Annotated in this window: 19 protein-coding genes; 9 read left to right on the forward strand and 10 right to left on the reverse strand. The window is 71.3% G+C overall.

Features of this window, described 5'->3' with window-relative positions; translation table 11 throughout:
• Window positions 1-10 precede the first annotated feature (10 nt).
• A complete protein-coding gene (locus QRN26_RS04040; RefSeq protein ID WP_285035352.1) occupies window positions 11-1,600 on the forward strand; it encodes a NosD domain-containing protein in 1,590 nt (529 codons plus the stop codon).
• Between the two features lie 40 nt (window positions 1,601-1,640).
• On the opposite strand, the gene QRN26_RS04045 is transcribed toward QRN26_RS04040, so the two are convergent.
• The 3 genes from QRN26_RS04045 to QRN26_RS04055 all read right to left on the reverse strand — a co-directional run bounded on the left by QRN26_RS04045 (window position 1,641) and on the right by QRN26_RS04055 (window position 3,931).
• Entirely contained in the window at window positions 1,641-2,045 is a 405-nt protein-coding gene (locus QRN26_RS04045; RefSeq protein WP_056009933.1) for a RidA family protein, read from the reverse strand.
• A gap of 75 nt (window positions 2,046-2,120) precedes the next feature.
• Entirely contained in the window at window positions 2,121-2,885 is a 765-nt protein-coding gene (locus QRN26_RS04050) for an IclR family transcriptional regulator (protein WP_056011768.1), read from the reverse strand.
• Window positions 2,882-3,931, reverse strand: a complete 1,050-nt coding sequence (locus tag QRN26_RS04055) for a sugar kinase (protein WP_285035354.1) — start codon at window positions 3,929-3,931, stop codon at window positions 2,882-2,884. Before QRN26_RS04055 ends, QRN26_RS04050 begins: the two co-directional genes overlap by 4 nt.
• A gap of 155 nt (window positions 3,932-4,086) precedes the next feature.
• Between QRN26_RS04055 and QRN26_RS04060 the strand changes: the two genes are divergently transcribed.
• From QRN26_RS04060 to QRN26_RS04075, 4 genes are read left to right on the forward strand one after another with little or no spacing between them, the layout of a single operon-like run.
• The gene (locus tag QRN26_RS04060; RefSeq protein ID WP_285035355.1) at window positions 4,087-5,391 is read left to right on the forward strand and encodes a type III PLP-dependent enzyme domain-containing protein; all 1,305 of its coding nucleotides are present in this window, start codon (window positions 4,087-4,089) and stop codon (window positions 5,389-5,391) included.
• Between the two features lie 24 nt (window positions 5,392-5,415).
• Window positions 5,416-6,075, forward strand: a complete 660-nt coding sequence (locus QRN26_RS04065; protein ID WP_285035356.1) for a bifunctional 4-hydroxy-2-oxoglutarate aldolase/2-dehydro-3-deoxy-phosphogluconate aldolase — start codon at window positions 5,416-5,418, stop codon at window positions 6,073-6,075.
• Window positions 6,072-7,712 (forward strand): N-acyl-D-amino-acid deacylase family protein, encoded by a 1,641-nt coding sequence (locus QRN26_RS04070; protein ID WP_285035357.1) that lies wholly within the window; start codon window positions 6,072-6,074, stop codon window positions 7,710-7,712. The genes QRN26_RS04065 and QRN26_RS04070 overlap by 4 nt, the downstream gene beginning before the upstream one ends.
• Before the next feature lie 38 nt (window positions 7,713-7,750).
• Window positions 7,751-9,220, forward strand: a complete 1,470-nt coding sequence (locus QRN26_RS04075) for a GntP family permease (RefSeq protein WP_285035358.1) — start codon at window positions 7,751-7,753, stop codon at window positions 9,218-9,220.
• Window positions 9,221-9,420: 200 nt separating this feature from the next.
• On the opposite strand, the gene nucS is transcribed toward QRN26_RS04075, so the two are convergent.
• Both nucS and QRN26_RS04085 read right to left on the reverse strand, forming a co-directional pair.
• A complete protein-coding gene (nucS, locus tag QRN26_RS04080) occupies window positions 9,421-10,116 on the reverse strand; it encodes an endonuclease NucS (RefSeq protein WP_285035360.1) in 696 nt (231 codons plus the stop codon).
• A 69-nt stretch (window positions 10,117-10,185) separates the two neighbouring features.
• A complete protein-coding gene (locus tag QRN26_RS04085) occupies window positions 10,186-11,427 on the reverse strand; it encodes an MFS transporter (protein ID WP_285035362.1) in 1,242 nt (413 codons plus the stop codon).
• A gap of 124 nt (window positions 11,428-11,551) precedes the next feature.
• On the opposite strand from QRN26_RS04085, the gene QRN26_RS04090 reads away from it, so the two are divergent.
• The 4 genes from QRN26_RS04090 to QRN26_RS04105 all read left to right on the forward strand — a co-directional run bounded on the left by QRN26_RS04090 (window position 11,552) and on the right by QRN26_RS04105 (window position 15,726).
• On the forward strand, window positions 11,552-12,619 hold the full coding sequence (locus tag QRN26_RS04090) for a LacI family DNA-binding transcriptional regulator (RefSeq protein WP_285035364.1): 1,068 nt from the start codon (window positions 11,552-11,554) through the stop codon (window positions 12,617-12,619).
• Window positions 12,620-12,699: 80 nt separating this feature from the next.
• Window positions 12,700-13,986, forward strand: a complete 1,287-nt coding sequence (locus tag QRN26_RS04095; RefSeq protein WP_082455989.1) for an amidohydrolase — start codon at window positions 12,700-12,702, stop codon at window positions 13,984-13,986.
• Window positions 13,983-14,384, forward strand: coding sequence for a YbjQ family protein (locus QRN26_RS04100; RefSeq protein ID WP_056009919.1), 402 nt, complete (start codon window positions 13,983-13,985; stop codon window positions 14,382-14,384). Before QRN26_RS04095 ends, QRN26_RS04100 begins: the two co-directional genes overlap by 4 nt.
• Window positions 14,385-14,421: 37 nt before the next feature.
• Window positions 14,422-15,726 carry a glycoside hydrolase family 125 protein gene (locus tag QRN26_RS04105; RefSeq protein ID WP_056780204.1) on the forward strand — a complete coding sequence of 435 codons (1,305 nt, stop codon included), beginning with the start codon at window positions 14,422-14,424 and terminating at the stop codon, window positions 15,724-15,726.
• Window positions 15,727-15,789: 63 nt separating this feature from the next.
• Here the strand turns inward: QRN26_RS04105 and QRN26_RS04110 are convergent, their stop codons facing one another.
• From QRN26_RS04110 to QRN26_RS04130, 5 genes are all read right to left on the reverse strand, one after another.
• A complete protein-coding gene (locus QRN26_RS04110; RefSeq protein ID WP_056009915.1) occupies window positions 15,790-16,419 on the reverse strand; it encodes a response regulator in 630 nt (209 codons plus the stop codon).
• A complete protein-coding gene (locus QRN26_RS04115; RefSeq protein WP_285035367.1) occupies window positions 16,416-17,675 on the reverse strand; it encodes a sensor histidine kinase in 1,260 nt (419 codons plus the stop codon). The genes QRN26_RS04110 and QRN26_RS04115 overlap by 4 nt, the downstream gene beginning before the upstream one ends.
• A 35-nt stretch (window positions 17,676-17,710) precedes the next feature.
• Window positions 17,711-18,607 carry an ABC transporter permease gene (locus QRN26_RS04120; RefSeq protein ID WP_285035368.1) on the reverse strand — a complete coding sequence of 299 codons (897 nt, stop codon included), beginning with the start codon at window positions 18,605-18,607 and terminating at the stop codon, window positions 17,711-17,713.
• Complete coding sequence (locus tag QRN26_RS04125) at window positions 18,604-19,521, reverse strand: ABC transporter ATP-binding protein (RefSeq protein WP_285035369.1); 918 nt, start codon at window positions 19,519-19,521, stop codon at window positions 18,604-18,606. Before QRN26_RS04125 ends, QRN26_RS04120 begins: the two co-directional genes overlap by 4 nt.
• Window positions 19,522-19,707: 186 nt before the next feature.
• Window positions 19,708-20,283: a hypothetical protein gene (locus QRN26_RS04130; RefSeq protein WP_285035371.1), complete on the reverse strand. Its 576-nt coding sequence runs from the start codon at window positions 20,281-20,283 to the stop codon at window positions 19,708-19,710.
• Window positions 20,284-20,296: the final 13 nt, after the last annotated feature.

Here is a 20,296-nt window from a genome sequence, read left to right on the forward strand (position 1 = left end):
GGGGGAGCGCATGGCGATCGACGATGGCACGATCGTCCTGGCCGGCCCCGGCATCGATCCGACCGGGGCCACCGTCTCGACCGCGGCCGTGCAGGCGCTGCTTGCGGCCGCACCCGACGGCAGCACCGTGATCGTGCCGGGCGGAGCCGTCCTGCAGCTCGACGCAACCCTCCAACTCGATCAGCGGCTCGCCCTGCGGGGCAGTGGTGAGCTGCGGTGGACGGCCGGGATCGCCAATGCGCCCGCGCTCCGCGTCATGGCACCCGGCTCGACGGTGCGGGAAGTCCGGCTCACGCACCCCGACCACCTCGGCTCGGCCACCGGTGCCCGCAATGTCGCGATCGACATCCGGACGAGCGACGTCACCGTCGACGGGGTGCGCATCGTCGGGTTCCAGAACGGCGTCGTCAACGAGCCGACCGGAGAGTTCGAAGGCGTCATCGTCACCAACTGCCACATCGTCGACATCGTGGGCGCGGGCGGCGGACGCGGTTCGGCCTCCCGCGCCGGCGAGGACCGCGGCGACGGGATCACCATCTGGGGTGCCCGCGCCCTCGTGTCCGGCAACGTCGTGAACGCGCTCGCCGGAACGGACGCACGGATCGGCATCCACGCGGAAGGCCTGTCGGACTACGAGGTCGACCCCGGTCAGTACCCGGACGCCATGTTCTCGATCAACGACAACGTGGTCAGCGGGCCGTTCCGGCGGGGCATCGCGCTCGAGGCGGTATCGCACGCCACCGTGTCCGGGAACACCGTGACCGGCAACACCTGGTGGGGCATCGCCGCCATCGACACCCGCTCGACCGGGATCTCGAACAACACCGTGCGTTGGACCCGCGCCGCCGAAGGCGACCAGGGCTCGGCCTGGGGTCCGTCGCGCGGGCCGATCATGGTCTACCGCAGTGCGGAGGCCACGGTGCTCGACGGCAACGTGATCGAGATCCGCGGGGTGGCGTCGGCGGCCATCCGCTTGCAGGACGCCGCGATGCCCTCCGGTGACACCACGACATCCGTCGGATCGACCGACACGGTGATCACCGACAACGTGATCCGGCTCGCGGGAGGCACCTGCCCGAACGGTGTGGTGCTGCAACGCGCCGTCCGTCCGCTCGTCATCGGCAACCGCTTCAGCGTCACCGCGCCGAGCGGCGCGGCCGGCGGCATCGTCTCCTACCTGAGTGCGGACCTCGTCATCGCCGACAACTCCCTGCTCGGCGCCGGAGAGGCCAGTGGGTACGGGATCCAGCATCAGGGTGCCGGGACCGTGCAGGTCACCGGCAACCGGATCGAGGGGTTCCGCATCGGGATGGGCATCACGAACGCGTCCGCCGGCGTGACGATCGTGGGCAACACGGTCCTGGCCTGCGCGACCGGGATCGACACCTACGGATCCAGCGGTCGCTCGGTGGTGGCCGCCAATCGCCTGTCCGTCTCGGGCACGCCGCACATCAACGCCCAGCCCGCGACGAGCTACCTCACGACGCGGCACATGGGGACGGCGCGCCCGGTCGGCGGTGGATCCGGTGACCTGCTCGTCGGCGACAAGCTGCTGTGGGTGAACGACAGAGGGACCTGGCGGTCCCTCCCGCTTCCCTAGCCGGCGGCTGATGCTGGCTGAGGCGTGCGCCGAGGCAGGGTCAGTCGACGATCGCGATCGCGTCGATCTCGACGAGCATCTCCTCGCGGGGGAGGCCGGTGAAGACCGTGGTACGCGACGGCAGGACACCGCTCTTGACGCGCGAGCCGACGAACTCGCCGTAGGCGTCGTTCATGATCGCGAAGTCCTCGCGCTTCGTGAGGTAGACGCGCAGCATCATGACGTCGTCGAAGGTCGCGCCGCCGGCCTTGAGGATCGCCTCGACGTTCTGCAGCGTGCGGGTGGTCTGCGCGGCGACGTCACCCGGGAACAGGTACTCGTTGGTCGCCGGGTCGACAGGGCCCTGGCCGGAGACCTGGACGAAGTTGCCCTTGCGGACACCCTGCGAGAAGGTGTGCGCGGGAGCCGGAGCGTCGGTCGTGGAGATGGCGGTGCGTGCGGTCATGGGGGTGTCCTTCGTGTGGTCGGCCCTTCGACAAGCTCGGGGACCGGGGTGGATGGTCGGGGACCGGGGTGATGGTCAGGGACCGGGGGTGGGTGGGGGAGGCGCGTAGCCGAGCTCGGCGGAGATCGCCTCCGTGGTGGCGAGCAACTGCGGCAGCAGGGCGCGGACGCCGCTGTGGGGGAGCACCATCGTCGGGACCGAGATCGACACGGCGGCGGCGACGCGGCCGTCCGGTCCGAACACCGGCGCGGCGACGCAGTTCATGAAGCTCTCGTGCTCCTCGTGGTCCTCCGCCCACCCGCGTCCGTTGGAGCGCTCGATCTCCGCGAGGAGGGCGTCGGCGTCGGTGATGGTCTTGTCGGTGTACCGCTCGAAGACGATGCCGGTGACGACGCGCCGACGCTCGGCCTCGTCGAGTCCGCCGAGGAGCACCTTGGCCACGCCGGTCGCATACAGCGAGGCCGGCAGGCCCACGCGCGAGTACATCCGGAGTGGTTGGCGCGACTCGACCTTGTCGATGTAGAACACCGAACCGTTCTCGTACGCGGCGAGGTGGACCGTCTGACCGGTCGCCGCGCCGAGTGCGCGGATGTGCGGGGCCGCGACCCCACGGACGTCCTGCTCGTCGAGCGCGGTCTGGGTCAGTTCGAACATCGCCCGCCCGAGGTGGTAGCGGTACGAGGCGTCGCGGGTGACGAAGCCGTGCTCCTCGAGCGTGTTGAGCAGGCGCAGCACCGTGGTCTTGTGCACACCGGCCGTCGCCGCGAGCGCGTCGAGGGAGTTCGTGCCGGAGACGATCTCGCGGAGGAGGTCGAGCGCCCGGGAGAGTGACTGACTCATGCGCCCACCGTCCCCGGTGATCCGGCCGTCGACCAGGGCAGCGGTCGGTCCGCGGCGATCCGCCACGAAGCCCACGACGCGTCGTCCGCCTCGACGATGGTGCGGACACCGGGTGCGTCGGGGACCAGTTCCGGGCGGTCGCCGTGACAGATGAGTGTCGATGCCGCGACCGCGTGGCCGAGCCGCGTGCAGGCGGTGTCGTCGAGGCCGTCGGCCAGGCCGGCGAGGTATCCGGCGGCGAACGCGTCGCCCGCGCCGACCGTCTCGACGACGTCGACCGAGAGGGACCGCACCACGCAGTGCTCCGCGACGCCCCGGTGGACCGTCGTCGCGGCGTTCTCCTCGTCCTTCAGGACGATGCGCTGCAGGGTGGGCAGATCTGCGAAGAGCCGCTCGGCGTCCGTGTGCCCGAAGAACAGCTCGGCTTCGTCGGTGCCGAGGAAGAGGACCGAGGCCTGGTCGAGCAGGCGGTGGAGTGCGGCCGTGGACCGGCGTTCCCACAGGCGCGGCCGGAAGTTGAGGTCGACGCTCAGGACGGCGCCGTCGGGGAGGGCTCCGCCCAGCTCGCCCACGAGGTCCGCGGTCGAGTCGGACAGCGCGGGCGTGATCCCCGAGGTGTGCACGATGGTCGACGCGGCGACAGCTGCGCGGGTCGCGTCGTGCCGGAGGGTGTCGGCACTGAGCGCCGACGCGGCCGAGCCGCTGCGGTAGTAGTGCATCCGCGGTCGTCGATCGCCGTCGGCACCGATGACCGTCTCCTTCACGTAGAGCCCGGTGGGCCGGTGGTCGTCGCGCTCGACGGCGTCGGTGAGCACGCCGTCGTGGCGGGCCGTCTCGAGGATGTAGTCGCCGAAGCCGTCGTCGCCGACGCGGGAGATCCAGTGGGTGGGGACGCCCAGGCGCGCGAGGCTGGACGCGACGTTGAACTCGGCGCCCCCGACGCCCGTGCGGTACTCGCGCGCCTCGGCGACGGGGAGCTGCCCCTCGGGGAGGAGGACGACCATCGCCTCGCCGATCGTGCTCACGGTGGACGGTGACGTCGTCATCACGGTTCCCCTCGTGTCGCGGCCCTGTCCGGTTGACGGCCTGTGGTCGCAATGCTAGAACAGACGTAGCGATCAGTGCAATCCGTGTTGCGCATGTTGCAATCCACCTGACCGGTTCTCGGTGGCGCAACGCTCGGACCCGAAACGAGGAGACCATGACGGACGACTTCGACGCCGCCGCCCTCGGGGTGCTCGACGGCAGCCTCAAGGGCTTCCCGCCGGCCTCCGTCGGAACCGATGCGGCCACGTTCCTCGGTGCTCGCCCGGCGCTCGCCGACTTCACGACGCCCCTTGTCACGCTCGATCGCTCGGCGGTCGCCGACAACGTCGAGACCATGCGGCAGTGGTGCGAGCGCGCCGGTGTCGGGCTCGCCCCGCACGGTAAGACGACGATGAACCGTGCTCTCTGGCAACGTCAGCTCGACGCCGGAAGCTGGGGTGTCACCGTCGCGACGCCGTGGCAGCTGTCGATCGCCCTCGACTGGTCGATCCCCCGGGTCATGCTCGCCAACGCACTCGTGCAGCCCGAGCACCTCCGTGCCGTCGGGCGCGCGTTGGAGGAGGGCGACACCGAGATCGTCGTGTGGGCCGACTCGGTCCGCGCGGTGGAGATCATGGCCCGCGTGCTGGCCGAGCGGCCGCCACGTCGTCCGCTGCACGTCCTCGTGGAACTCGGAGCACCGGGTGGACGGACCGGGGCCCGCGACCACGCCACCGCCCGGGAGATCGCCGACGCCGTCGTCGCCTCGCCAGAGCTCGCGCTCGCCGGCGTCGGCGGGTACGAGGGAGCGCTCGCGCACCACGGCGACGAGGGTTCGCTCCGGATCGTCCGCGACTACCTCGAGTCCCTCGCGGCGCTGCACACCGAGCTGGTCTCGGGCGGTCGCTACGACGAGCGCGTGGACACCGTCATCGTGACCGCCGGCGGAAGTGCCTACTTCGACGTCGTCGCCGAGGTCCTCGCCGGCCTGCGCGACCTCGACGGCGCGCGTGGCCCGCGCGTCGACGTCCTGCTGCGCTCCGGCGCCTACATCACCCACGACGACGGCTTCTACCGCGGGATCACGCCCCTCGGCCGACACGAGGGCGTCGGTTCGTTCCGCTCGGCGATCCACGGCTGGGCCACGGTCGTCTCCCGTCCCGAGCCCGGTCTCGCGCTCATCGACGGCGGCAAGCGCGACTTCCCCTTCGACGAGGGGCTGCCCGAGGTGCAGGGTGTCCGTCGTGCCGGTTCCAGCACCGTCGAACCGCTGGCGGGTGCGACGGCCACGGCCATGAACGACCAGCACACCTTCGTCTCCCTGCCGCCCGGCAGTGACGTCGAGGTCGGCGACGTCATCCGCCTCGGCCTCTCCCACCCCTGCACCACCTTCGACAAGTGGCGTGCGCTCATCGTCGTCGACGACGTCCGTCTCGCCGAACCGCGCGCCGTCGACGCCGTCACCACCACCTTCGGCTGAGCCGACCCCGAACAGGAGACCCGCATGACGCTCGAGACCCCTCCGTCCGCGCCGCACGCCCTCGACGCGCTCTACGCCGACCGCGCCATCGCCGTCGTGCGCGTGCCCGTCATCCCCGACCCGGTCGAACTCTGCCGGGCGCTCGCCGCGGGCGGCATCCGCAGCGTCGAGTTCACCTTCACCACCCCCGGCGTCGAGGCGCTGATCCGGGCCGCAGCCGATGCGATCGCCGACCACGGCGCGGTGATCGGTGCCGGGACGGTCGTGGACCGCGACACCGCGCAGCGCGCCATCGACGCCGGCGCGCAGTTCCTCGTCACTCCCGGCTTGAGCGAGGAGGTCGCCGAGGTCGCGACCGCCGCCGGCGTGCCGTTCCTGCTCGGCGCGATGACGCCCAGCGAGGTCATGCGGGCGGCCGCACTCGGCTCGCACGCGGTGAAGATCTTCCCCGCCGCCGCCATGGGCCCCGGGTTCCTCAAGGACCTGTCCGGCCCGTTCCCCGGTCTCCGGCTCGTGCCCTCCGGTGGGCTGCACGCCGGGAACGCCCGTGAGTACATCCAGGCCGGTGCCGCCGCCGTGACCGCGGGGTCCAGCGTGGTCGGAGCGGCCGACGTCGCCGCCGCGGATTGGGCCGGCGTCACCGAGCGCGCGGCCGCGTTCACCGCGGCGGCCCTGCTGCCGTGAGCTCACGGCCGACGGGTGATGCGCGCGCGGTGCTCCTCCGCGATGCGCGCATCGTCGACGGCACCGGTGGCCCGAGCACGCTCGGCTCGGTGCTCATCGACGGCGGCCGCATCGTCGCGATCGGTGCCGACGCCGCCACCGACGCGCCGGCCGATGCGCTCGTCGTCGACGCCGAGGGGCTCGTCGCCGCACCGGGGTTCATCGACATGCACGCGCACTCCGACCTCGCCGTGCTGCGCGACCACGACCACCTCGCGAAGGTCTCGCAGGGCGTCACCACCGAGGTCCTCGGGCAGGACGGCCTCTCCTACGCGCCGACGGACGACCACACGATGGCGATCGTCCGACAGCAGATCGCCGGCTGGAACGGCCAACCCGACGACGTGGACTTCGCCTGGCGGAGCGTCGGCGAATACCTCGACCGCGTCGACCGCGGAGCCGCGCTGAACGTCGCCTACCTCGTGCCGCAGGGTTCCGTCCGCATGCTCGTGGTCGGCACCGAGAATCGCGCCGCCACCCCGGACGAGATCGTGCGGATGCAGGAGCTCGTCGCCGCAGGACTCCGGGCGGGCGCCGTCGGCATGTCCTCCGGCCTCACCTACGTGCCCGGGATGTTCGCCGACACCGAGGAGCTCGTCGCGCTGTGCCGCACGGTGGCGGAGCACGGCGGCTTCTACGCACCGCATCAGCGCTCCTACGGGAAGGGTGCGCTCGAGGCCTATGCGGAGATGATCGACGTCAGTCGGCGCTCCGGCTGCGCGCTGCACCTCACGCACGCGACGATGAACTTCGGCGTCAACGCCGGTCGTGCCGCGGAGCTCGTCGCGCTCATCGACGACGCCATCGCCGACGGAGTCGACCTCACGCTCGACACCTACCCCTACCTGCCGGGATCGACCACGCTCTCGGCCCTGCTCCCGAGCTGGGCGGCCGTCGGTGGGCCGGAAGCGACGCTCGAGCGTCTGGGCGACGACGACGTCCGCGCGCGGGTGCGGCACGAGCTCGAAGTGCTCGGCACCGACGGCTGCCACGGCGTCGTCACCGACTGGGCGACGATCGAGATCTCCGGTGTCGCGAACCCCGAGCTCGCCGGCTACGTGGGTCGCACCGTCGCCGCCATCGCCGCCGAGGACACCGGCCACGCCTGGTCGGGCGACCCCACCGCCCTGTTCTTCGAGCTCCTCGAGGCCGACCGCCTCGCGACCGGCATCCTCCAGCACGTCGGCGACGAGGCCAACGTGCGCACGATGATGGTGCACCCGGCCCACACGGGCGGCAGCGACGGCATCCTCATCGGGGCGAAACCCCACCCACGCGCCTGGGGCACCTTCCCCCGCTACCTCGGACACTACGTCCGTGAAGCCGGCGTGCTCGGACTCGAGGACGCCGTCGCCCACCTCACCTCCCGTCCGGCCGCCCGACTCGGACTCACCGACCGCGGCGTCCTCCGCGTCGGTGCCGTCGCCGACGTCGTCCTCTTCGACCCCGAGACGATCGCCGACCGCGCGACCTTCGCCGAACCGCGGCAACAGGCCGCAGGCATCCCGTGGGTCTTCGTGAACGGCGCAGCCGTCATCGCCGACGGTCGTCGCACCGACGCCGTCCCCGGTCGCTCGCTCCGGCGACGCCCATCCTGACCCGTCCCCTCCTCCTCGCCGACACAGAAGGTCCTCCCATGCCCATCCACGCCCTCGCGAGCCGCGTCGCAGCCGCCGCACCTGCCCCGAGCGACCCCATCGGCTGGTTGCAGCAGACCACCCCCGGCCTGCTCATCCTGTGTGCCGTCGCCATCGCGGTGCTGCTGTTCCTCATCATCCGGGTGAAGCTCGAGCCCTTCATCTCGCTGTTCATCGTGGGCATCGGCCTGGCGCTGGCGACGGGCACGAGCATCTACAAGATCGTCGGCGTCGCCGTACCGGACCCGTTCGACGACGAGCAGATCAAACCCGGTGCGTCACTCCTCGAGACCGGCTTCGGCGGCATCCTTGGGCACATCACCATCATCATCGGCCTCGGCACCGTGCTCGGCGCGATCCTGGAACGCTCGGGCGGCGCCGACGTCCTCATCCGCAAGCTCCTCGGCCGCTTCGGTGAACGAGGCGCGCCGGTCGCGATGGGGCTCACCGGGCTCATCTTCGGCATCCCCGTGTTCTTCGACGTCGGCATCTTCGTCCTCGCGCCCCTCGTCTACATCACCGCACGCCGCGGCGGGAAGTCGCTCGTGCTCTACGCGCTCCCGATGCTCGCCGGCCTCTCGATGACGCACGCGTTCCTGCCCCCGCACCCGGGACCGACGGCGCTCGCCGGCACCTTCGAGGTCGGGCTCGGCTGGCTCATCCTCATGGGCTTCCTCTGCGGTATCCCCGCGTTCATCGCGTCCGGTATCGCCTGGCCGCTGTGGATCGGCAAGCGCGTCATGGTGTCCGTGCCCGAGGAGTACGTGCTCGAGCCCGAGGACGACGCCCCGGAGCGCAAGGACGTCTCGCTGTGGGCCGTCGGGCTCATCATCATCACGCCGATCCTGCTCATCCTCGCCGCGACATTCGGCGCCCTCGCCCTGCCGAGCGGCCCGCTGCTCGAGGCGCTGACGCTCATCGGGAACCCCGCGGTCGCGCTGACGATCGCCGTCTGCCTCGCCTACTACGTGCTGGGGGTGCGGCGCGGCATGACGCTCGCCGAGCTGGGTGAGCTCTCCGGGCAGTCGTTGCGTCCCATCGGCATGATCCTGCTCGTGGTCGGAGCCGGTGCGTTCTTCGGTGCCGTCATCTCGGCGACCGGCGTCGGGGCGGCTCTGGCCGAGGTGCTCGGTTCGCTCGGCCTGCCGATCATCGTGTCGGCGTACCTCATCAGCTCCGGACTCCGCATCGCGCAGGGATCGGCGACGGCGGCGATCGTCATCACCGCGGGCATCCTGCAGCCGGTCGTCCTCGCGGGTGACTACTCGCAGCCGCAGTTGGCGCTCATCGGTATCGCGATCGCGGCCGGATCGATCACGCTCTCGCACGTCAACGACGGCGGCTTCTGGATCATCGCGAAGTACTTCAACATGTCGGTCAAGCAGACGCTCGCGACCTGGACCGTCCTCGAGACGATCCTGTCGGTCGTCGGCTTCGGGATGGTCGCCCTGATCTGGCTCTTCGTCTGACCGTCCCTTACTCAGGACGGCCCCGGTGTGTCCGGGTGGGGTCTCGGCGTGTCGCGTCCGACGCGCCGGGCCCGTCCTGAGTTAGGGACGGAGCCGACGCGAGATGGTGCCGTTCGCAATTCAGGACGGGTGCGGCGTGTCCGCGAGCGGCCTCGGTGTGTCGTGTCCGACGCGCCGAGGCCGTCCTGAATTGCGGACGATCAGAAGAGGCGGGACTCGCTGTCGTCGAGGCCGCGCATCGCGTCGTAGTCGAGGACGACGCAGCGGATCCCGCGGTCCTGCGCGAGGGTGCGTGCCTGCGGCTTGATCTCCTGTGCAGCGAACACGCCCTGCACGGGGGCGAGGAGCGGGTCGCGGTTCATGAGTTCGAGGTAGCGCGTGAGCTGCTCGACGCCGTCGATGTCGCCGCGGCGCTTCAGCTCGACCGCGACCGAGGCGCCACTCGCGTCGGTGGCGAGGATGTCGACCGGGCCGATGGCCGTCATGTACTCGCGACGGATGAGCCGGTAGCCGTCGCCGAGGAGCTCGATCTGTTCGGCGAGGAGCTTCTGCAGGTGCGCCTCGACGCCGTCCTTCTGGAGGCCGGGGTCGACGCCCAGCTCGTGAGCGCTGTCGTGCTGGACCTCGTGGATCGAGACGATGAGCGCGTCACCCGTCTTCTTGTGGGTGACCTTCCACAGTTCGGTGATGCCGGCGGCCGCCTGCGTCTCGTCGGGTTCGACGGTGGTGAGGGTGCAGGGCGGGCTCATCCAGTTGAGCGGCTTGTACGAACCGCCGTCGGAGTGGACGAGGAGGCTGCCGTCGTTCTTCACCATGAGGAGTCGGGTGGCGAGGGGCAGATGGGCACTGAGGCGTCCGGCGTAATCGACGGAACAGCGGGCTATGACGAGACGCACCAGACGAGTCTAGGAGGCGAGCCGCGGAAGCGGGTGCGTCGAGGGTGGGGAACGTCGTTCCGGCGGGTGTCAGCGCTTCCGGCGGCTGCTCTCGCGAGCCGCAGGTGATGCCAGGCCGGCGAGCACGATGAGGACGAGGACGACGAACAGGGCGTTGAGGAGTCCGATGCTGTCGCCGAGGATGCCGATGAGCGGCGGCCCGACGAGGAACGCGCAGTAACCGATCATCGCGACGGCGCTCACCCGTGCCGCGGCCCGCTTGGAGTCGTCGGCCGCTGCGGACATCCCGACCGGGAAGCCGAGCGAGGCGCCGAGCCCCCACAGCACGGTGCCGAGGACCATGAGGCCCGTCACCGGCGTCAGGATGAACAGCACGAGCCCGGCGATCGCGGCTCCCGCCGACACCTGCAGCACGGGCACACGGCCGAAGCGGTCGATGAGCGGCCCGCCGACGATCCGACCGACGGTCATCGCGGTGACGAACACGCCGTAGACGAGCGCGCCCGTCGTGTTGCTCTGCTCGTGGCCGTCGACCACGGCGAGGGCGAGCCAGTCGTTGGCGCTGCCCTCGGCGAACGCCATGCCGAGCATGATGACGCCGATGAGGATGAGTCGACCGTCCGCCCAGACGGACAGGCTCTCGCGCAGTCGTTCGCGCCAGGGCGACTTCGGGGCGTCGTCGAGGTCGACGACCGCCTGCTCGGCCGGCACGAAGCGGACGGCGATGACGGCGGCGACGGCGATGACGATCGCCAGGATCAGTGCGTGCCAGAAGACCTCGACACCGGCGGCCGACGCGAGGGCGCCGAGCCCGGCACCCGCGACGGTCCCGAAGCTGAAGCACGCGTGCATGAGCGGCATGACCGTCTTGCCGAGTTCCTGCTCCGCCGCGGCTCCCTCGACGTTCATCATGACGTCCAGGGCGCCGTTGCCGAAGCCGAAGATGATGAGCCCGACGAGGACGATCCCTTCGAGCGGCACGAGGCTCGCACCGACGCCGATGAGCAGCAGGCCGGCGGCGACGAGGCCGAGCGTTAATCGCATCCCGTTCCGCGGGCCGAGCCGGGCGAGCAGGTGCTGCGAGGCGACGAGGCCGAGGATCGACCCGATCGACATGCCGAGGATGAGGAGGCCGACCGTCCCGGTGGTGAGGTCGAGGTTGTCGCGGATCGCCGGCAACCGTGCGACCCAGGTGGCGATGCTGAGCCCGCTGAGGGCGAAGATCACGAAGATCGCGTTGCGCCAGGCGAGGAGTTCGCGGCGGGGACGCACGGCGACGGGGGCGGTCTGCGGGGTGGTCGGCTCTGACACGGGGTCCTCAGGATCGGTGCTTCGGGCGCCGGAGCGCTGCGTGGAACGGGTGGAACGTCGGCGGATCGGCGTGGATCCGTGCAGAGTCGAATCGATTCGATTCCGTCGACTAAGCTAGCAGATCGTGGACCAGGAATCACGCCCCTCACGACCGACGCTCGCCGATGTCGCCGAGCGCGCCGGGGTGTCGCCGTCGACCGCCTCCCTCGCGTTCAGCGGGGCCGGGCCGGTCTCCGAGGCGACGAAGCGGCGCGTGCTGCAGGCCGCGGCCGACCTCGACTACGGCGGTCCGGACCCCCGTGCCCGCTCCCTCCGTCAGGGCAGGAGCGGCATCGTCGGAGCGGTCGTCGCCGGTCGGATCGGGCACTCCTTCCGCGACCCGGTCATGGTGCAGACGCTCGACGGGCTCGCCGACGAGCTCGGCGCGGTCGGCGCGGGTCTCCTCCTCCTGAACGACGCCCAGGAGGGCACCCTCCAGCTGAGCAACGCACCGATGGACGGGGTCGTGCTCATCGGCTGCAGCCCGAACCTCGACAGTTCGGTCGCGGTGCTCAGTCGCCGGGGGATGCCCATCGTCTCGATCGAGGGACTCGCGGCACTCGGGGTCCCGGACATCGCGGTCGACAACCGCGGCGGCGTTCGCCAGGAGGCGCAGCACCTCGCCGACCTCGGGCACGAGCGGGTCGCCGTCGTCACCCTCAACCTGGATCCGACGGAACGCCGCGGTCCGCTGACGCCCGAGTGGGAGGGCGGCGCGACGACCGTCCCCGCGATCGAGCGCCTGCAGGGCCTCCGCGACGTCTTCCCCGGCGCCAGCGGCTTCGTCTCCACCGGGTCCTCGCTGGAGGAGGGGCGCATCGCCGGCCACGCCATCCTCGACGTCCCGGTGGGTGAGCGCCCGACGGCCGTCGCCGCGCAGAGCGACCTCCTCGCTGCCGGGGTGATCCGTGCGGCTGAGGAGCTCGGCATCGAGGTTCCCCGCGAGCTCAGTGTCGTCGGCTTCGACGGGATCCGGGTCGAGGGACTCGACTACGACCTCACGACGGTCTGGCAGCCCTCCCGGGAGAAGGGCTCGGCGGCCGGCCGGGCGATCGTCGCGATGCTGGACGGCCGTGAACCGGACTCCGAGCAGTTCGCGGTGCGCTTCCACCGTGGCGCGACGACGGCGTCGGTCCCCGCTCCACAGGGCTGAGGCCGACCCGAGGTTTCCCGGGCCCCTGCCGCGCGACGGACCAGGCCCGTAGGGTTGAAGGCGACGCTCGAAGGAGACCCATGACCGACCAGCCCATCGCCACCGCAGCACTCGTCCAGCAGGAGGCGGCATCGCTGGCCGTCGCCCTCGCCCCCGTGTATCAAGACCTCCACGCCCACCCGGAGCTCTCCTTCGCGGAGCATCGCACCGCTGCCCTCGTGGCCGATCGCATCACGGGCCTCGGGTACGCCGTCGCGACGGGGATCGGCGGCACGGGCGTCGTCGGCGTCCTGGAGAACGGTGCTGGGCCGACGGTGCTCCTCCGTGCCGACATGGACGGTCTGCCCGTGCTGGAGGAGACAGGCCTCGACTACGCGAGCGTCGTGCGCGGGGTCGACCCGGAGGGCAACGACGTCCCCGTCATGCACGCCTGCGGCCACGACGTCCACGTCACCTGCCTGCTGGGCGCCGCCGAACTGCTCGCCGCCCGGCGGGCAACCTGGTCGGGCACGCTCGTGGTGCTCTTCCAGCCGGCCGAGGAGGCCGGGGGAGGCGCGCAGGCGATGATCGACGACGAGCTGTACACCCGGGTGCCGAAGCCCGACGTCGTGTTCGGTCAGCACGTCGGCCCGCTGCCCGCCGGTGTGGTCGGCACGCATGCCGGCCCGTCGTTCGCCGCGACGGACGCCTACCGCGTCACCTTCCACGGCCGAGGCGGGCACGGCTCCCGCCCGCAGTCCACCATCGACCCGATCGTGATGGCGGCGTCGGCGGTCGTCCGGCTCCAGTCGATCGTGTCGCGTGAGGTCGCCGGCACCGACACCGCGGTGCTCACGGTCGGCACCATGCACGCCGGGACGAAGAACAACATCATCCCCGATACGGCGCAGATCGGGGTCAACATCCGCAGCTACGAACCACACGTGCGCAACCGCGTCGTCGGGTCCATGGAGCGCATCATCCGCGCCGAAGCGGCGGCGTCCGGCGCCGAACGCGAACCGGTGATCGAGCACACGGAGGCGTTCCCGGTGCTCGTGAACGACCCGGCCGCCACCGCGGAGGTGACGGCGGTCTTCGGTGAGGCGTTCGGTGCCAACCGCGTCGTCGATCCGGGGCTCGTCACGGGCAGCGAAGACGTCGGGATGCTGGCGACGGCCGCCGACGCACCGATCGTCTACTGGATCCTCGGCGGTGCCGACCCACAGGCCTTCGCCGCGGCCTACGCGTCCGGGCGCATGGAGCAGGACCTCCCCGGTAACCACTCGGCGAAGTTCGCGCCGCTCATCCACCCGACCCTCGACACCGGCATCGCGGCGCTCTCGCTCGCCGCGCTGTCCCGCCTGAGCGGAACGGAGGCCGGCGCATGATCGTCGTCACGACCGACACGGTGGCCGGCCACCGCATCGACGCCGTCCTCGGTGAGGTCGTCGGCCTCACGGTGCGGGCCCGCGACTGGGGCTCCTCGATGTCCATCGGGTTCTCGGCACTCGGCGGCGGCGAGGTCCCCGGCATGACGCAGCTGCTGTTCGAGTCCCGCCAGGAGGTCATGCGCCGCCTCGTCGCGGACGCAGAGCAGCGCGGTGCCAACGCGGTGTTGGCCATGCGCCTCGAGACGACCGACATCGGTGGTGCCTGGACGCAGCTGACCGCCTACGGCACCGCCGCGTACCTCGTCCCGATCCCCGAGGGTGAGCCCGGCGCGACGGGGCAGTCGGCCTACGCGGCGGCCCAGCCCGACGCGCCCAAGCCCCGCGGCGGCGTCTGATCGCCGGCCGGCCGGCCGTCACCGAGGAGGGATCACCATGACCGCGTGGATCGACGAGCTGATCGCCGAGGCGACCGCGGCCGTCCGCGAGCGCAGCGACCAGCGGGTGGCGGAGCGGTTCGAACGCTGCTTCGCCGACACCCTGCACAGCACGATGACGCCCATGCCGGACGGCACCGTGTTCATGCTCACCGGCGACATCCCCGCGATGTGGTTGCGAGACTCGAGCGCGCAGCTCGCGCCGTACCTCCACTTCGCGGCCGATCGGCCCGAGCTGGCCGACCTCCTCGTCGCCGTCAACCGTCGCCAGCTCGACGCGATCGCCCTCGATCCCTACGCCAACGCCTTCAACGCCGAACCGAACGGTCACGGCCACCACGACGACCGCACGGACGCCTCGCCCTGGGTGTGGGAACGCAAGTACGAGATCGACTCGCTCTGCTACCCGCTCCAGCTCGCACACGACCTCTGGCGGGCGACGGGCCGTTCCGACCACCTCGACGAGCGGTTTCGCGGCGCCGTCACCGCCGCGATGAGTGTCTGGCGCACCGAGCAGCACCATGAGGCGCGCTCGCCGTACCGGTTCCAACGGTTCGACGCGCCGCTCTCAGACACCCTCGTCCGCGACGGACTCGGCCCGGAGACCACGTTCACGGGCCTCTCGTGGTCGGGGTTCCGGCCGAGTGACGACGCGGCGCGGTACGGCTACAACGTGCCGGGCAACCTCTTCGCCGCGGTGACGCTCGCCGGCGTCGAGGCGATCGCGGTGGACGTGCTCGACGACGAGCCGCTCGCCGCGGACGCCCGCTCGCTCCGACGCGAGCTCGAGGCGGCGATCGACGCCCACGGAGTCGTGTCGACCGACCGGTACGGCGACGTCTACGCCTACGAGGTCGACGGGTTCGGCAACGCCCTGCTCATGGACGACGCGAACGTGCCGAGCCTCCTCTCGCTGCCGTTCCTCGGCTGGTGCGCACCGGACGACGCCCGGTACCTCGCCACCCGGCGGTTCCTCCTGAGCGAGGACGACCCGAGTTTCTTCGTCGGATCCGCCGCCCGCGGGATCGGGAGTCCGCACACCCCACCCGACCACATCTGGCCGATCGCCCTCGCCATGGAGGGGCTCACCTCGACGGACGACGCGGAGCGCGCCCGGCTCCTCGACACCCTCCTGCGCACCGACGCCGGCACCGGGGTCATGCACGAGTCGTTCCACAAGGACGACCCGGCGACCTTCACCCGCCCGTGGTTCTCCTGGGCCAACGCGATGTTCTGCGAGTTCGTCCTCGATGTCGTGGGTCTGCGCACCCACATCAGGCGTCCCGTCCCGCGCGGAGCCTGAGCCGGCCACCGAGACCCGCGCACCGATCTCAGTGCTCCGGACTCGGCGCTCAGCGCTCAGCGCTCAGAGCAGCCGGAGCTCCTGCGCCCGGGTGACGGCGCGGGTGCGGTCGGCGACCTCGAGCTTCTCGAACACGTGGAGCAGATGGGTCTTCACCGTCGACTCCGAGATGAAGAGTCCGGCCGCGATCGCCCGGTTGCTGTTGCCGGCGGCGACGAGCGCGAGGACCTCCAGCTCGCGGGCGCTCAGCTGCGGGCGCGGTGACGAACCGCCCTGGACGCGGCCGACGAGGGTCGCCGCGATGGTGGGCGCGAGGACGGTCTGGCCGGACACGACCGAGCGGATGCCGGCGAGGATCTCCTGCTCGGGAGCCGCCTTCAACAGGTACCCGCTGGCACCGGCCTCGATGGCGCCGAGGATGTCGTCGTCGGTCTCGTAGGTGGTCAGCACGAGTACCCGCACCCCGGGCAGGCGCTGCACGATGCGGGCGGTCGCCTCCACGCCGCCGAGGACCGGCATGCGGAGGTCCATGAGGACGAGGTCGGGGTGGTGCGCTTCGGCCGCTTCGACCGCGGCGGCACCGTCGGCGACCTCGGCCACGACCTCGAGGTCCTCCGCCCGCCCGAGCAACGCGACGATCCCCGATCGGACGATGGGGTGGTCGTCGGCGACGACGATCCTGATCCGCGTCATCCGCCGACCTCGTCCCCGACGCCGGCGGACGGCCCGACACCGACCGGTTCGGCCACGGCCACCGGCACCCGCACCACCAGCATCGTCCCAGCCCCGTGTCCGCTCACGATCTCGACCGTACCGCCCAGCAGGGCGACGCGGTCGTGCAGGCCGTGGAGGCCGAAGCCCGCGCCGGGTGCCGTGCCGAGGAGGGCGCCGGCGGCGTCGGGGATCCCGACACCGTCGTCCGAGAGTCGCAGCAGCGCCGAGCCGTCCGCGACCGACAGCTCGATGGTCGCATGCGACGCGCCAGCGTGCTTCCGGATGTTCGCCAACCCCTCCTGCGCGCACCGCAGCAGCACCACTTCCGCCACCCGGGGCAGGTGCTCCGCCGCCGTGACCACGCGCACCTGGACGCCTGTCTCCCGTTCGAAGCGGGTGCCGAGGCGACGGAGACTGTCGCCGAGGGTGGTGTCCGCCGTCGGCATGGCCGCCATCGTCGCCACGAGCGCCCGCGCCTCGCCGAGCGCGTCGCGCGCGGTGGACTCGATGAGGTCGATGCTCTCGAGGGCGGCGATCGGGCGACCGTCCAGCGGGGCGGCGTCCGGGGTGTCCGCGACGGTCATGCCGACCTCGGATCGGGCTCGTTGCGCGAGCAGCACCACGCTCGTGAGACTCTGGGCGATCGTGTCGTGGATGTCGCGTGCCAGACGTTCGCGTTCGGCAGCCGCGCCGGCCTCCCGGCTCGCGCGTTCCGACTCGGCCTGAGCCGTCTGCAGACTCACGAGGAGTCGTGCCTTCTCATCGCCGAGTTCGGCGATCCGGGTGATCCACAGGCCGAGCGACAGGGCGAAGACGAGCGAGACGCTCTGGATCGCGAGTCCCTGCACGATCGCGTCCGGTGTGGCGCCCCGACCGACGATGAAGCCGATGGCGAGCGTCGCGGCGCTCGCGACGTTGAGGACGATCGCGTTCCGCGTCTCCGGGGTCAGCACCCACAGCAGCGGGAACACGAGGCACTGCAGGGTCAGGACGTTCGGCGACAACGCCGTGCCGACGGCGGTGAGCGCGATGAGGGTGATCGCGAACCAGAGCCCGCCCTGTGGACGCTCGAGGGTCCGTCGCCCGGCCGTGTAGTAGACGAGGCAGAGCGCCGCCAGCACCACCCAGACACCGATCACCCGCTCCGGCGCCCCGGCCGCGCTGACGCTCACGAGCGCCCCCACGATCACGCATCCCGCGCCGAACGCGACATCCCACCACCGTCGTCCGTCCATGTCCTTACCCTCCCACTTCCGCCCGCGAACCGTCGTCAGGAGCGACGGACCCAGCGGAAGGAGAAGCGCGTCAGGACGAGTCCGACGACCGCCCAGACGACGAGGACGAGCGCGACCGTCGACAGGTCCCAGCCGCCCGACTGCTCCTGCGCAGCGAAGGAGTCCGGGAGGAACACGGACCGCATGCCCTGTGCGATCCACTTCACCGGGAACACGCTCGCGACGTTCTGCAGCCAGTCCGGGAGCATCGCGAACGACAGGTACACGCCGGAGATGAACTGCAGCACGAGCACGATGGGGATGATGACGGCCGTCGCGCTCTTCCCGCTCCGCGGCACCGCAGACAGCGCGATCCCGAGGACGGCCGACGTCGCGATCCCGAGGAGGTAGATCCAGGCGAAGGTGACCCACCGCTCGGGTTCCGTCGGCAGGGCGACGCCGAAGACGAGATGCGCCACGAGCAGGAGCAGGGCGAGCTGGAGCATCGAGGTCACGAGGACCTGCCCCATTTTCCCGAGGAAGTAGCTGACCACGGGAAGCGGGCTGCCCCCGAGACGCTTCAGCGTGCCGTCGCTCTTCTCCGTCGCGATGTCCGTGGCCAGGTTCTGGACACCGGAGAGGAGGATGCCGGCGGCGATCATGCCGGGGAGCGTGTACGCGGCCTGGGTGACCCCGCCCGTCCCGTCGGGCGCCTCACCGACGTTCCCCATCGCGCTGAACGCCGCGGAGAAGATCGCCAGCATCACGACGGGGAAGAGGAAGGTGAAGAACACCTGGTCACCAGAACGGAAGTAGATGCGCGTCTCGTACCCGATCCGGCTCAGTCCCAGGCGGAGCGTCCGGCCACGGGGCAGCGGCGGGACGAACGGGGAGGCGGCTCGGTCGAAGGGCTTCGTGGTCGTGTTCGTGTTCGACTTCGTTGTCAGGCTCATGCTCCTGCTCCCGTCTGAAGGGTGACGCGCGGACCGGCGACATCGGCGGTCGCCGTGGGATGACCGGCGCTCGCCGCGTGGACGAGGCCGAGGTAGATGTCCTCGAGGCTCGGGCGGATGACCTCGAGGTCGCGTGGTTCCCCACCGGTCGAGGCGGTGAGGTCGGCGACCCGTGCTGCCGGCGTCTGGGTGCGCTCCTCGTGGAGCCCGTCGCCGTCCCGCCATCGGACCACCGGGATCCGTGCCGCCGCACCGCCGATCTCGTCGACCGCGCCGATCTCGACGAGTCGTCCGCCGGCGATGACGGCGACCCGGTCGGCGAGCTGCGCGGCCTCGTCGAGGTAGTGCGTCGTGAGGAGGACGGTGGTGCCGTCCCGCTTGAGGGAGCGGATGAGGTCCCAGAACTGCCGGCGCGCCTCGGGGTCGAAGCCCGTGGTCGGCTCGTCCAGGAAGAGGAGCGCGGGGCGGCCGATCACGCCGAGCGCCACATCGACCCGCCGGCGTTGACCGCCCGAGAGCTTGCCGATGCGCGTGCCGGCCGCCGCGGTGAGGCCGACGGCGTCGATGACCTCGTCGACGTCCCGTGGCTCGGGGTAGTACCGGGAGAACTGGGTGAGCTGTTCCCGGACGGTGACGTTGGAGGCTTCTGCGCTCGACTGCAGGACGATCCCGAGGCGGGCCTTCCAGTCCAGGCCGCCGTGTGCGGGGTCGACGCCGAGGACGCTCGCCGAGCCGCCCGTGCGGTGCCGGTAGCCCTCGAGGATCTCGATGGTGGTGCTCTTCCCGGCGCCGTTCGGGCCGAGGAGCGCGAACGTCTCGCCCTCGTGGATGTCGAAGCTGATGCCGTCGACGGCGGTGAAGTCGCCGTACTGCTTGCGCAGTTCGCGGACCTCGATGATCGGTCGTGTGCTCATGGTGTCCATGCTCGTCCGGGTCGTCGACGGCCGGTAGCGGTGGAGCGGTTGATCCTGGCATCCACCGATCGGTTGATGCCGGCGATGCTGCTGCCGGCCATGGTGATGCCGGCGGCGCACGAGCGCCCACCCGCCCGGTGCGGGGCGGATGGGCGCGGGTGGGACGATCTGGTGCGGGACCCGGTGCTAGCCGAGCGCCGCCGTCGAGGCGACGACCACGAGGTCCTCGACGTTCTCGAAGCCGGCGGTCTCCTTGGTGAGCTGGGTGAACGGGACGCCGACGATCGTCAGGTCCTCGAGGGATCCGGTGAACGTGCCGGCGGCCTCGGTGATCTGGCCACCCGCGTTGGTGGCGTTCGCGGCGGCGGCGGTGAGGCTCGCCGCACCACCGGAGAGGACGGCGTAGCTGCCGGACACGGCACCGGCCTCGAAGCTCAGCACGCACACGGTCGTCAGGCCCTCGATGACGGCGGCGGGCGCGAACGAGGCCTTCGCGGCGGCGACGCCTGCGGCCGGGACCGCGACACCGCTGGCCGCGCTGAGCGTGTTGACCTGCTCCTCGGTGCACTTGGTCGCGCCGGACGCCGGTGCCTCCTCGGTGGTGTCCTCGGTGGCCTCCGCCTCCGAGGTGGCGCTCGACGTGGGCTCGGAGTCGGCCGGCGCCGATCCGCTGCTGCAGGCGGACAGCCCGAACAGGCCCAGGACGGCGACGGCGGTCACGGTCGAGACGCGGAGACGGTGGCTTGCGGTGGCGATGGTCATGGTGGTTCCCCCT

Source organism: Plantibacter sp. ME-Dv--P-095, assembly GCF_030209365.1.
Lineage (GTDB): Bacteria > Actinomycetota > Actinomycetes > Actinomycetales > Microbacteriaceae > Plantibacter.